Consider the following 14,836-nt stretch of genomic DNA (forward strand, 5'->3'; position numbering starts at 1 on the left):
ATAGGCGGGCAGTGCTCGGCTGGATCGGCAGATCGCGGGTTTCGTAGTCGTCCACCGTGACGTCGGGGGCACTCACGACAGGACCTCCTCTTGCACGTCGTCGGTTTCGGGTTCGGGGATCGGCTCGGCCGGGGTGCCGGTGAGGGAAAGGAATACATCGTCGAGAGTCGGGCGCACGACGTTCGCGTCGAGGACGCAGACCCCGGCGTCGTCGAGGCGGCGCAGCGCTTCGACCATCGTGCGAGACCCGTTGCCGACCACCACCGACACCTCGTCGCTGCCGGGTTCGTGGATCGGTTCGCCGACGCCGACCTGCTGCAGGACGGTGACCGCGGGCCACGGGCTCTGCCCGGCGGCGAGGGTGACGGTGAGCCGGTCACCGCCGATGGAGGTCTTGAGTTCGTCGGCGGAACCGCGGGCGATGACCGTGCCCTTGTCGATGACGGTGATCCGGTCGGCGAGCAGGTCGGCCTCTTCGAGGTACTGGGTGGTGAGCAGGACGGTGGTTCCGTCGTCGACCAGATCACCGATCACCTGCCACATGTCAAGGCGACCGCGCGGGTCGAGGCCCGTGGTCGGTTCGTCGAGCACCACCACCGGCGGCCGCGCCACCAGCGCACCCGCCAGGTCGAGGCGACGCGCCATGCCACCGGAGTAGGTGCCTGCCCGCCTGCCCGCCGCGTGGTCGAGCCCGAACGCGGTGAGCAGTTCCTCCACGCGGGCGACGGACTGCTTGCGTCCCATGCCGTACAGACGCGCCACCATGCGTAGGTTCTCGTAGCCGGTCAGGTTCGCGTCGACCGCCGCGTACTGGCCGGACAACCCGATCCTGGTGCGCGCGGTGGCCGGGTCGGCCAGCACATCGATGCCGGCGACCCGCACCGAACCGGCGTCGGGTCGCAACAGCGTGGTGACGATCCGCACGGTGGTGGTCTTACCCGCACCGTTGGGTCCGAGCAGACCCAGCACGGTGCCCGCCGGGATCTCCAGGTCGATCTCTTTGAGAACGCGCACCTTGCCGTAACTCTTGGCAAGGCCGCGCACTTCTACCGCGAAACTCACGGACGCATCTCCTTCTGGCCGCTGCCGCACACGGTGATCTCCGGGATGGCATCGAGGTGGCGATGCAGCACAGGGCCGATCGCCGCCAGCGATTCCGGTGTGGTCATCGCCGCGTGCCTGCAGGGCAGGTCGTGGTTGTGGATGTTGCCGGTGACGAAGGGCTGCCACGCTTGTGCGCGCCGACTCGGATCGGCGGCGTTGATCTCGTCCGCCGCGGCGGTGAAGAACACGAGGTCGCCGTCGAAGGTGCGCGGCCGGAATCGGTTGGCCATGACGGTGCCGTCGGCGTACCCGGTGTAGAGGCGTTGCAGGTGCTCCACCGAGAGCGCGGCGAACGGGCCCTCCTGTGCCCGCAGCAGATCCGCCGCTTCGTGCAGGTCGAGGTCGGCGAGCAACGGTGCGCCGTCGACCAGATCGGCGCCGAACTCGCCGAGGATATCGGCGACGCTGGGCATCGAGGTGTCGAGCCAGCGGTCGCCGAGCTGGTAGCTGTCCATCATCGCCAGCAGCGCGACGTCTTCGCCCGCGTCCTGCAGCTGCACGGCGATCTCCTGCGCGATCAGGCCGCCGAGCGACCAGCCGAGCAGGTGGTAGGGACCGTGTGGCTGGATCGACTTGATATGGGCGACATAGTGTCCGGCGGCTTCGGGGATCGAGGTGAAGCCGTCGTCGCCGGACACGTGCGGGGCCTGCAGACCGTACACCGGGCGCTGCGGGGCCAGGTGCGCGAGCAGTCCCGCGTAGCACCAGGCCAGACCGATCGCCGGGTGCACGCAGAACAGCGGGGTGTCGTGTGGGCTGGTGGACGGGCGGATGGGCAGCACCGGGCTGGTGGCCGCCTCGATCACCGCGTCCGGGTCGACGTCGTCGAGCTTGGCCGCGATGGCCGACGGGGTGGCATCGCCGAACATCATCTGAACGGGCATCTCGTAGCCCTGCTCACGCAGTGCCGCAACGACTTTGGTGGCCAGCAAGGAGTTGCCGCCGAGTTCGAAGAACCCGTCGTCCACGCCGACCCGCTCGACCCCGAGCACCTCGGTGAACACCGCGCACAGCGCCATCTCGGCGGCGGTCACCGGCGCGCGGTAACCACCGGACGCGGTGAACACCGGCTCGGGCAGCCGGGCACGATCGAGCTTGCCGACCGGACTGAGGGGCACCTCGTCGAGCAGCATGATCGCCTGCGGGACCATGTAGTTCGGCACGTGCGCGGCGACGTGCTCGAGCAGTTCGGGCACGCTCGGCGCGGTCCCGTTGCGCGCCTTCACGTACGAGACCAGTGCGGTCACGCCGGCCTGCGTGGTGTGCCCGATGGTGAGCGCGAGCTCGACATGTGCGTGCCGGGAGAACGCGACGTCGATCTCGCCGAGTTCGATCCGGAAACCGCGGACCTTCACCTGATGGTCGGTGCGGCCGACGTACTCCACGTCCAACGCCGACTTCGCGCTGTTGCGCCAGCGCACCAGATCGCCCGTGCGGTACATCCGCGTCCCCGGTGCGCCGTAGGGATCGGCGACGAACCGCTGGGCGGTCAGCCCCGGCCGGTTGAGGTAGCCGCGGGCCAGCGCCGAGCCGGCCAACTGCAGTTCACCGGTGACACCGATGGGCGTCGGATGCAGCCGCCGGTCCAGCACGGTCGCCGCGACACCGCGGATCGGCCCACCGATGGTGATCGGGCTCTGCGGGCCCATCGGCTGCGGCATCAACGTGACGATGGTCGTCTCGGTGGGGCCGTACACGTTGTAGAAGTTGCGCCCCGGCGCCCAGCGGGCGAGCAGGTCCGGCGGTAGCGCCTCACCACCTGTGAGCACGTGGGCGAGCGAGTGCACGCCCGTCGGATCGACGGTGCCGAGCGCGGCGGTGGTGATGAACGCGTGGGTGATCCGTTCCCGGATGAACACCTGCCGCAGGTCCTCGCCGCCGACCACCCCGGCCGGGGAGATCACCAGCGTCGCCGCACCACCGAGCGCGAACAGGATGTCGAGCATGGCGGCGTCGAAGCTCGGGGTGGCGAAGTGCAGCACCCGGCTGCCGGGACGCACATCGAAGCGGTCGGCGGTCTCGGCGGCGAAGTTCGACAGACCACCGTGGGTGACGACGACGCCCTTCGGCGTACCGGTCGAGCCCGAGGTGTAGATCACGTACGCCGGATTGTGCAGGCGCAGTGGGCGAATCCGATCGGCATCGGTGATCGGCGAGTCGTCGGTGCCCAGCACGGTGGCCCGGGTCTGCGGGTCGTCGAGGACCAGCCAGCGGGTGCCGGTAGGCAGCCGATCGCGGTGCTCGAGCAGGGTCAGACCCACGGTCGCGGCGGAATCGCTGAGCATGTGACTGATCCGCTGCGGCGGGTAGTTCGGGTCGACGGGCACGAACGCGGCGCCCGCCTTGGCGACCGCCAGCATGGTCGCCACCGATTCCACCGAGCGCGGAATACCCAGTGCCACCAGGGTTTCCGGACCCACACCGTGACCGATGAGGACGCGGGCGAGCCGGTTGGTCCACCGGTCGAGCGCGTCGTAGGTGACCACCGTGTCGCCGGCACACAGCGCGACACCGTCACGGGACCGCGCCACGGCGGCACCGAAAACCTCGGGCAGCGTCACCGGCTGCTCGGCGCGAGTGCCGTGCACCGGCGCCAGCGCGGTCCACTCGACCGCGTCGAGCAATGCCAGGTCGCCCACCGCGGTGTTCGGGTCGGCGGCCACCGCGGTGAGCAACCGGACCAGACGGTCGCCGAGCCTGCGCGCGGTGATCTCGTCGAACAGGTCGGCCGCGAAGTTCACCGACAGACTGATGCCGTCGCCCACCCGGTGGGCGGTCTGGGTTTCGGTGAAGGTGAACTGCAGGTCGAACTTGGCGATCCCGGCGTCGGCGTCGACCGCTTCGATCCGCAGGCCGGGCAGTTCCAGCATGCGCACGGGGGTGTTGCGCACCGACAGCATCACCTGGAACAACGGGTGATGTGCCTGTGAGCGAGCCGGATTGACCACTTCGACGAGCCGTTCGAAGGGCAGTTCGGCGTTGGCGAAGGCGTCGAGGTCCCCGTCGCGGACGGTGCGAAGCAGGTCGACGAACGGGCGCTCGTCGGCCACCTCGGTGCGCAGCACCAGGGTGTTGACGAACATGCCGATCATCGCGTCGAGCGCCGGATGCCCACGGCCCGCGCTGGCGGTGCCGACGGCGATGTCGGAGGTCCCGGTGACCCGGTGCAGCAGGACCGCCAGCGCCGCGTGCAGCACCATGAACATGCTGACGTTGTTCGCGGTGGCGATGCCGCGCAGCGCCCGGTGGGTCGCCGCGTCGACCGCGCAGTCGACGGTACCGCCCCGATAGGAGGGCACCGGTGGCCGCGACCGATCGGCGGGCACGGTGATCAGTTCGGGCAGGCCGTCGAGCACGCCGCGCCAGTGGTCGAGCTGCTTGCTGATCAGCGAGTCCGGATCGTCCTCGGTGCCGAGGAGTTCCTGCTGCCACAGGGTGTAGTCGGAGTACTGGATCTCCGGGATCTGGTCGCCGAACGGTTCACCGGTCTGGATACCACGGTAGGCGGCGGCCACTTCGGCGGCGAGCGGTTCCAGCGACCAGCCGTCCATCGCGATGTGGTGCACGACCAGCACCAGCACATGCTCGGTCGACCGCGCGACGGCGAACTTGGCCTTGGCCGGCGCCGACTGCCCGGTGTGGTCGACGCTGATCAGGGCCGCCCGCATCGGCACCGAGGCCGAGAGGTCGAATCCCGGGCTGACGAAACGGGTCACCGCGGCATCGACCTCGCTCGCGGTGGCCGTCGCGTGGAACAGCGTGACGGCGGCGATCGCGGGGTCGAGCACCAACTGCTCGGGCTCCCCTGAGCTCTCCGGGAACACCGTGCGCAGCGTCTCGTGCCGACGTTGCACCGTGTGCAATGCGGCGATGAGTGCATCGAGGTCGATCGTGCCGTGCAGGCGCAGCACGACCGGGATGTTGTAGGCGCCCGACGATTGACCCTCGCCATCGGCGCCCGCGTTGAAGCGGTTGAGGAACCACAGCCTGCGCTGCGCCGCGGACAGTGGGATCCGCTCCGGCCGCCGCTGGGGCACCAGGTCCGGCCGGTGTTCGTCGCCGGACGGTCCCGATTCGATGAGCGCGGCGAGTTCGGCGACAGTCGGCGCCGCGAACACGGCGCGCACTTCCAGGCGAACATTGCTGACCGCGGCGAGGCGGGCCACCAGCTGGGTGGCGAGCAGCGAGTTGCCGCCGATGTCGAAGAAGCTGTCGGTGGCGCGAACCTGGCTCGCCCCGACCAGGTCCTCGAACACCCGCGCGACCGTCCGCTCGGCGTCGGTCCGCGGTGCCCGGCCCGCGGCCGCGGTGAATTCCGGTTCCGGCAGCGCGGTGCGGTCCAGCTTGCCGACCGGCGTGAGCGGCACCCGGTCGATCAGGTTCAGCGACGCGGGCACCATGTGCCCGGCCAGCCGGACCATCGCGTGCCGCTTCACCCCGGCCAGTTCGGCCGGGTCGATGCCGTCGTTGAGCTGGATCCACGCGACGATCCGATCGTCGCCCGCGATCCGCCGAACCTCGGTGTGCGCGAAGCGGACCTCGGGATGGCTACCGAGGACGGCGCTGATCTCGCCGAGTTCGATCCGGAAACCGCGCACCTTGACCTGATGGTCGCTGCGACCGAGGTAGTCGATCTCACCGCCCGCGGTCCAGCGCACCACGTCGCCGGTGCGATACATCCGGCTGCCCGCCGGGCCGAACGGGTCGGCGATGAATCGTCCCGCGGTCAGGCCGTACCGCTCGTGATAACCCTGGGCGATGCCCGCGCCACCGATGTAGAGCTCACCCGGAACCCCGGTGACGACCGGCCGCAGCCGTTCGTCGAGGACGAGGGCGCGCGAACCGCGCACGGGCGTGCCGATGGCTACCGGGACACCGACCCGTAGCTCCGACATCGCGGCGATGACGGTGAACTCGGTGGGCCCGTAGGCGTTGACGAACCGCCGACCCGGTGCCCAGTTCGCCACCAGGTCCGGGGGCACCGCCTCGCCACCGGCCATCAGACCGCGCAGCATCGGCAGCGGCCAGCGGGTGGCATCGATCGAGGCCAGTACCGCGGGCGTCAGGAAGGTGTGGGTGATCTGCTCGTGTTCCAGCAGTGCCCCGAGTTCGTCACCGCCGTAGATGTCGATCGGGCCGATCACCATTTCGGCGCCCGCGTAGACGGCGAGAAGCATGTCGAGGACCGAGACGTCGAAACTGGGCGTGGAGAAGAAGAACGTCCTGGAGAACCGATCCAGACCCATGCGTTCGCGCAGGTCGAGCGCGAGGCTGGTGAGACCGCTGTGGGTGACGGTCACACCCTTGGGCAGGCCGGTAGAGCCGGAGGTGTAGATCTGGTAGGCCAGGTCGGCGGTGCGCACCGGACGGATCCGCTCGGCGTCGCTGATCCGCACGTCGTCGTAGCCGGCCAGCTCGGTGTTCAGCTCATCGTCGTCCATCAGCACCCACTGGGTGTCGATCGGCCCCGCGGCCTCGCGCAGTGCGTCCGCGTCGGCGCGAGCGGTGATGACCGCGCGGGCACCGGAGTCGGTGAGCATGTGCCGCACCCGGTCGGCCGGGTAGCGCGGGTCGACGGGGACGAACGCCGCACCGCTGGCCGCGACGCCGAAGATGGCGAGGGCGCAGTCCAGTGAACGTGTCAGACCGACCGCCACACGGTCGCCGGTGCCGATGCCACGCGCGATCAGTGCGCGGCCCAGCCGGTGTGCCCGCCTCGCGACTTCGGCGTAGTCGAGCTCGCCCACTTCCCCGGCGACGCTGCCGTCGGCGAACCAGCGCAGCGCGGGCCGGTCCGGATACTTCGTCGCGGCACCCTCGAGGATGTCGGCCAGCACGACCGGCGTGACCGCGGCGGGTCCCTGCGCGGGCACGTGGTCACGGTGCTCGAGCACGGTGAGCGGGTCCAGATCGCACACCAGTTGCCGTGGGTCGGCGGTCACCTGGGTCAGGATCTGCACGAACCGGTAGGCGAGGGAGTCGATGGTGGCGGCGTCGAAAAGTTCCGTGGCGTAGACGAACTCGAACCGCAGGCCGTCGTCGTCGGCGGGGACGACCCGCAGTTCCAGGTCGAACTTGGCCAGGGCGATGTCGAGCTCTTGCGCGGCCAGCCGCAGTCCGGGCAGTTCCAGCGACGGTGTGCGGTTGTCCTGCATGCTCAGCGCGACCTGGAACAGCGGGTGCCGGTTGCTCGCCCTGCTCTCCCGGCCGAGCGCGTCGACGACGCGTTCGAACGGCACATCGGCGTGGGCCAGGGCCGCCAGCTCGGCGTCGCGGTCGGCGTGCAGCAGCTCGGTGAAGCTGCGGCCCGGGTCGACATCGGAGCGCAGGACCAGGGTGTTGACGAACATGCCGACAAGGTCGTCGAGCTGGATGTCGGTGCGCCCGGCGACCGGGGTACCGATGGGGATGTCGCGTCCGCCGGTGACGCTGCGCAGCAGGACCGACAGTGCCGAGCGCACCACCATGAACAGGCTCACACCGGTCTCGCTCGCCAGCTCGTCCAGTGCATGTTGCAGCGGTGCCGAGACCTGGCAGGTCACGGTGCCCGCCGTCCCCGTCGGTTCGACGGGGCGGGGGCGGTCGAACGGCAGCGGCAACTCGTCGGGCAGTTCGGACAGGGTCTCGCGCCAGAACGCGAGCTGGGTGGCGGTGATGCTGTCCGGATCGTCCTCGGTACCGAGTACCGACCGCTGCCACAGGCTGAAGTCGGCGTACTGCACGGGCAGCGGCGCTGGCTCGGACGCGATGCCGCCGGTCCTGGCCACGTAGGCCAGGGCGAGGTCACGCGTCAGCGGGCCGAGCGACCAGCCGTCGGCGGCGATGTGGTGCACGACGACGCCGAGCAGGTGCTCGTCGGAGGCGGTGCGCTGCAACGACACTCGCAACGGGGTCTGCCGGGTGAGGTCGAAACCTCGGCGGGCCAGCGCGGTCAGCGCCGCCTGCGCCCGATCCGGTGCGGTGTCGACGACCGCGATCTCCGGCATGGCCTGCGCGAGCGGCAGAATCACCTGCTGAGCGCCGGAGAGATCTTCGGGAAACACCGTGCGCAGTACTTCGTGGCGCTCCACCAGGTCGGTGAGGGCGCCCCGCAGCGCCTCGACGTCCAGATCTCCGCCGATTCGCAAGACGAATGCGATGTTGTAGGCGCTCGATTCGGGGGACAATCGGTTCAGGAACCACAGCCGTTGCTGCGGCAACGACAGTGGTATGCGTCCCGGGCGCGGGGTGTGTACCGCCAGCGCCACCCGCTGCGTCCGGGGCGCTTCCGTGATCAGCCTGGCGATGCCAGCCACGGTCGGCGCCTCGAAGATCTGCCGGACGGGCAGGTCCACCTCGAAGTCGGCGTGCAGCGCGGCCGCGAGCCGGGTGGCCAGCAGCGAGTTACCGCCGATGTCGAAGAAGCTGTCCTCGGCACCAGGGATCGGGCGGCCGAGAACCTCGGTGAACACCGCGGCTACCCGCATCTCGAGGTGGGTGCGCGGCGCGCGCGACCCACCGCTGACCACGAATTCCGGTGCGGGCAGCGCCTTTCGGTCCAGTTTGCCCGCCGGGGTGACCGGCATCGCGTCGAGCACCGCCAGCGCGGCGGGCACCATGTAGCCGGGCAGCCTGCCACGAGCGGTGTCGAGCAGGGCGGCCGGGTCGATCGGGCCGTCGGCGGTGACGTAGGACGCGAGCCGCTGCTGCCCCTGCTCGTCGACGTGGACGACGGTCAGCGCGGACCGCACGCCGGGATGTTCGCGCAGCACATGGTCGATTTCGCGCAGCTCGATGCGGAAGCCACGGATCTTGATCTGGTCGTCGGCGCGGCCGAGGAAACGCAGGCGGCCGGTCATGTCAGCCACCACGAGATCGCCTGTGCGATACATCCTTTCGCCGACTCGCCCGAGCGGGTTGGCGACGAATCGCTGCGCGGTGAGTGCGAGCTTGCCGAGGTACCCGCGGGCCAGGCCTGGCCCCGAGACGTACAGCTCGCCCGGTGTCCCCGGCGGTACCGGGTTCATCCGGCCGTCGAGCACGAACAATCGCATGCCACGCACGGGCGCGCCGAGCGGCACCGGCTCCCCCGGCACCATCGCCGCACTCGCGGTGACCGCGACGGTGGCCTCGGACGGGCCGTACATGTTGTGCATCCGGTATTTCGTGGCCCAGGCGTCGACGAGCTCGTCCGAGCAGGCATCACCGCCGACGATGACCGTGCCGAGGGCCGGGAAGTTGCCCGCGGGGACGGTGGCCAGCGCGGCGGGGGTGACGAACGCGTGGGTGATGCGTTCCGAGCGCAGGAACGCGGCCAGTTCCGCGCCGCCGTAGAGGTCGGCCGGGGCAACCACGATCGTCGCACCCGCGGCGAACCCGAGCAGCAGTTCGAGTACCGAGGCGTCGAAGCTCGGCGAGGAGAAGTGCATGGTGCGCGCGTGGTCGGTCACCTTGAACAGCTGGGTCTGCTCGCTGGCCAGCGAGGCGATACCCGCGTGGGTGACCACGACGGCCTTGGGTGTGCCGGTCGAGCCCGAGGTGTAGATGAGATACGCGGGCTGACCCGCCCGCATCGGGTGCCTGCGGTCGGCGTCGGAGAGCGGGGTGGCCGAGCGGACCGCGCAGTCGGCCTCGAAATCGGCCGTCCCGAACACCATCCATTCCGGTGCCCGCCGATGCTTTCCGGTGGCGGTGGGCAGCCCGGCGAGGTGTTCGGGCAGGGTGAGCCCGAGCGTGGCGCCGGAGTCGCCGATCATGTGCGCGATGCGCTCGGCCGGGTAGGCGGGGTCGACGGGCACGTACGCGGCACCGGTCTTGGCGACCGCCCAGATGGCGATGATCGACTCGAGGCTGCGCGGCAACGCGACGGCGACCACCGTTTCGGGCGCGGCACCGTGCGCGATCAGGCTGCGCGCCAGCCGGTTCGAGCGTTCGTCGAGTTCCCGGTAGGTGGTGTCGAAGCCGAGGTAGCGCACCGCCACCGAGTCGGGCAGGTGTTGCGCGGTGTCGCTGAGCAGGCGGGCCAGCGTGCCCGCCGGTTCGGCCGGTGCACCGGCCACCGGAACCAGTCGGGCGATCTCGCGGCGGTCCAGCATGTCGAGGTCGCCGATGGCCGCGGTGGGGGTCGCGACGGCGGCGGCCAGCAGCCTGGTGAACCGCCGGGCGATGGCCTCCACCGTGGCGCGATCGAAAACGTCGGTGGCGAAACCGAATTCGGCGTACAGCGGACCGTTGTCGTGGTTGTCGCGGACCTCGAGCTGCAGGTCGAACTTGGCGACGCCGATCTCGATCGGCACCAGTTCCGCTGTGACTCCGGGCAATTCGACGTGCAGCTCCGGCGTGCGGTCGTAGGACAGCATCACCTGGAACAGCGGGTGCCGGGTGGTCGAGCGATCGGGGTTGACCAGTTCCACGAGCCGTTCGAACGGCACGTCGGGGTTGGCGAAGGCATCGAGGTCGGTCTCGCGGACCAGGTCGAGCATGCGGTCGAACCCGGCAGCGAGGTCGACATCGGTACGCAACACCAGGGTGTTGACGAACATGCCGACCAGCTCGTCCAGCGCCGGATCGGACCGGCCCGCGATGGGCGTACCGATGGTGACGTCGGTGCTCGAGCACAGCCGGGCCAGCAGAGTGGCCAGCGCCGCGTGCAGCACCATGAACATGCTCACCCCGCGACCGGTCGCGAGTTGGGCTGCCGCACGTCGGATTTCGGCGTCGATGACGAATTCGACGGTGTCCCCACCGGTACCACGCTGCGCAGGCCGCGGCCGATCGAGGGGCAGGTCGAGCTGATCGGGCAACCCGGCCAATGCCCCGCGCCAGTGCCCGAGCTGCCGGGCGATGGGCGCGTCGGGATCGGTTTCCTCGCCGAGCAGTTCCCGCTGCCACATCGCGAAATCGGCGTACTGCACCGGCAGTGCCGCCCACTCGGGTGCGGCACCGCCCGCGCGCGCCGACACCGCGACCATCAGGTCCCTGGCCAGCGGGGCGACCGACCAGCCGTCACCGCTGATGTGGTGCAGCACCACGAGCAGCAGGTGATCCTCGGGGCCGACCCGGTACAGCGCGACCCGCAGCGGTGTCTCGCTGCGCAGATCGAAACCGCGCCCGGCCACCTGCGCGGCCAGCACGGGGATCTCGGCGGCGGACACCTCGATCGGCGAGAGTTCGGGTTCCACCCCGGCCGCCGGATGGATCAGCTGGTACGGGCCTTCGGGGCCTTCGGGGAAACTGGTTCGCAGGCTCTCGTGGCGGTCGAGGATGTCGCGCAGACCCGCGCGCAACGCGACGAGATCGAGATGCCCGGTGAGCCGCAGGGCCAGGGGCATGTTGTAGGCGGCGGCGTGCTCGGCGAACCGGTTGAGGATCCACAGCCGCTGCTGAGCCAGCGACAGCGGCACCCGTTCGGGCCTGCGCGCGGGAACCAGTTTCGGCGTGGAGGTTTCGGGCCGGTGGGTGCTGATGTAGCCGGCCAGCGCGGCGATGGTGGGCGACTCGAACATTTCCCGGATGGTGAGGTTCGCATCCAGGGTGGTGTTGATCCGGGCGACCGCGCGGGCGGCGACCAGGGAGTTGCCGCCGAGGTCGAAGAAGCTGTCCTCGACACCGATCGCGGTGCCGTCCAAGGCGAGAACCTCGGTGATGATCTCCGCGAGTGCGCATTCGAGTTCGGTCTGCGGCGCGGCGGCGCCGGTGGTGACCCGCACACCCACTTCCGGCGCGGGCAGTGCTTTGCGATCGACCTTGCCGTTGGCGCTCAACGGTAGTTCGTCGAGCACGACCAGCGCCGAGGGCACCATGTAGGACGGCAGGCCGCGGCGCAGTGCCGCGAGGAGCAGGGCCGGTTCGGGTGCGGGGGCGCCCAGCGCGGCGACCACATACGCGACCAGTTCGTCGTCACCGGTGCGCGCGGTGCGGGCCACGCAGACCGCGCGGGCGATGCCCTGCTGGGCGAGCAGCGCGGACTCGATCTCACCGAGCTCGATGCGCAGTCCGCGGATCTTGACCTGGAAGTCGGTGCGGCCCAGGTATTCCAGGACACCGCCGTCGATCTGCCAGCGGGCCAGGTCACCGGTGCGGTACATCCGCTGCCCCGGCGTGAAGGGGTTGGCGACGAACCGGTCGGCGCTCAGGTCGGGGCGACCCAGGTAGCCGCGCGCCAGCTGCGTGCCTGCCAGGTACAACTCGCCGACCACACCGGGCGGTACCGGGCGCAGATGCGGGTCGAGCACGTAGGTCTGGGTGTTCCACACCGGCGAACCGATCGGCACCGTGGTGGCGTCGGCCGGGCACGGCCAGTAGGTGACGTCGACCGCGGCTTCGGTGGGGCCATAGAGATTGTGCAGTTCCGGTCCACCGTCGGAGCCGTGCAGCGCGGCGTGGAAATCGCCGACGGTGGCACCGGGCAGCGCCTCACCACTGCAGAACACCCGGCGCAGCCCCGCCCCGCCACGCACCCGCGGGTCGGTGACGAACAGCGACAGCATCGACGGCACGAAATGCGCCGTGGTGATGGCCCTTTCGGTGATGATCCGGGCGAGGTAGGCCGGGTCACGATGCCCTTCGGGCGCGGCGACAACCAGGCGCGCACCGACCTGCAGCGGCCAGAAGAACTCCCACACCGACACATCGAAGGTGGCCGGAGTCTTCTGCAGGACCGCGTCGGTGTGGTCGATGGGGTATTCGGCCTGCATCCAGCGCAACCGGTTCACGATCGCGGTATGCGTCACGCCGACGCCCTTGGGTTTACCCGTGGAGCCGGAGGTGAAGATGACGTAGGCGAGGTGATCGGGCCGCAACGGCGCGGTGCGGTCGGCATCGGTGATCGGCGCGACGTCGTTCCCGCTGACGTCGAGAGTGTCCAGATCGACCCGGACCGTGCCCGCGGGCAGCCGGACCCCGTCGCGGTCCGCGGTGAGCACACACACCGGATGCGCCTGTGCCACTACCGCTTCGATGCGATCGACCGGGTGGTCGGGATCCAGTGGCAGGTAGGCTGCGCCGGTCGCGAGTACCGCGTAGATGCCGACGACCAGATCGATACTGCGATGCAGGCACACGCCGACGGTGGTCTCCGGGCCCGCCCCGCGGGCGATGAGTTCGCGCGCCAGCTGGTTCACCCGGTCGCCGAGTTCGGTGTATCCGAGGGTGCGGTCACCGAATTCGAGACCGATGGCATGCGGGCTGCGGCGCACCTGGTCCTCGAACAGCGAGACCAGCGTCGCGGCCTGCATCGGCATCTCGGTGGCGTTCCACTCACGCAGCACGGCGTCGTTCTCGGCGGCGGTGATCGCGGTGAGCGTGTAGGTGGGCGTGGTCGGCTCGGCGGCAAGGAAGCGCGCGAGGAAGTCGAGGTAGCGAGCGTGGTGGGCGGCGTTCTCGGACTCGCCGTAGAGCTTCGGGTTGGCCTCGAAATCGAGCTTGATGCGACCGCCGTCGCCGTTGTAGATGTTGATCGAGAGGTCTTCGACGGGTCCGGTGGCGAGAACGTTCAGCTGACCGGCGATATCGTCGAACTTCAGCTCGTCGTGGAACAACATGATGTTGACCATCGGCCCGAAGAAGCCACGCGCGTCGCGGGAGTAGCCGCAGTCGCGACGGATGTCGTCGGAGCGGTAGCGCTGGTGACGCAGGGCGCCGGTGATCTGCAGTTCGGTCTGGCGCACGACGTCGGCGACGGTGGTGTGCTCGTCGAACCGGACCCGCAGCGGCACCACATTCGACACCACGCCCGCCGACCGGCGCAGCACGACCGTGGTTCGCGCCGAAACCGGCAGGCTCAGTACGACATCGGGGTCACCGGTGACCGAACGGACGTAGGCGGCCAGTGCGGCGACGATGAGCGCCGAGTTGGCCGAACCGTGCGTGGCGATCGCGTCGGTGAGCAGGGTGTCGAGGTCGGCGTCGAATACTGCCGTGGCACGGTGGCGGCCCGCGTCGTTGGTATCGCCCGCGGCGGTGACCGACGACAGTGTCATCGGTTCGCCCACACCGGCGAGCTGTTCGGTCCAGTACTCGCGGTCGGCCCGGAACCGGCTGGACTCGCGGTAACGGGATTCGTCGGCGTAGAGATCGACGAGCGCGGCGGCCCGCGAGACCGACGGTTCGCGCTGCTCGCCGATCGCCGTGTAGATCTCCGCGGTGCGCGAGAGCGCGTTCATCGCACCGTAACCGTCGATAACGATATGGTGTCCGCGCTCGTACCAGAACCATTCCCGGTCACCGATCCGCAACACCACATTGATGGTGAGAGGTTCGTGCTCCATGTCGCTCGGGGTGCTGGCGTGGGTGTTCATCCAGGCCAGCGCGGCGGCCCGCGGGTCGGATTCGCCGCGCAGGTCGATCCGGCCCCAGCCGGGCCGCCACGTCGGGTCGACTCGCTGGTGGGGCACGCCGTCGATCTCGAGTAGGCGGACGTGTCCCACCTGGGATTCCGCGCCGAATCGTTCCACCGCGTACAGCAACCTGCCGACGTCGAGATCGCCGTGCAGCTCGACGTAGTGAGCGATGGTGAGCGGAATGTCGGGCCGGATCCGTTGCGCGTACCACAGTGCTGTCTGACCGGGCGAGAGGGCGAACGGCTGGCCCGGGTCCTCGTCGGTGACGCTCGAGCTGACGTGGTCGGTGGCCAAAGAACTCATCAAGCACTCCGTTTCTGCCTTGTGTCACAACTCCCCGAGCAGCGCCCGGGCACAAGAGAGCCCATGGGCGTGGCTTTTCCACGCCCATGATTCGGAGTACTCCGGCAGCC

General features: G+C 69.8%; 2 protein-coding genes. Both read right to left on the reverse strand.

Going from position 1 to position 14,836, the window contains the following annotated elements; genetic code table 11:
• Nucleotides 1-72: 72 nt before the first annotated feature.
• Nucleotides 73-1,062 (reverse strand): ATP-binding cassette domain-containing protein, encoded by a 990-nt coding sequence (locus ACTWPB_RS23225; RefSeq protein ID WP_378919785.1) that lies wholly within the window; start codon nt 1,060-1,062, stop codon nt 73-75.
• Nucleotides 1,059-14,726 carry an amino acid adenylation domain-containing protein gene (locus ACTWPB_RS23230; RefSeq protein WP_446222668.1) on the reverse strand — a complete coding sequence of 4,556 codons (13,668 nt, stop codon included), beginning with the start codon at nt 14,724-14,726 and terminating at the stop codon, nt 1,059-1,061. Before ACTWPB_RS23230 ends, ACTWPB_RS23225 begins: the two co-directional genes overlap by 4 nt.
• Nucleotides 14,727-14,836 lie beyond the last annotated feature (110 nt).

Source organism: Nocardia sp. IBHARD005 (genome assembly GCF_052814245.1).

Coding starts and splice junctions, on each gene's coding strand:
- ACTWPB_RS23230 (WP_446222668.1), bottom strand. CDS start 14,726: ATGAGTTCTTTGGCCACCGACCACGTCAGCTCGAGCGTCACCGACGAG.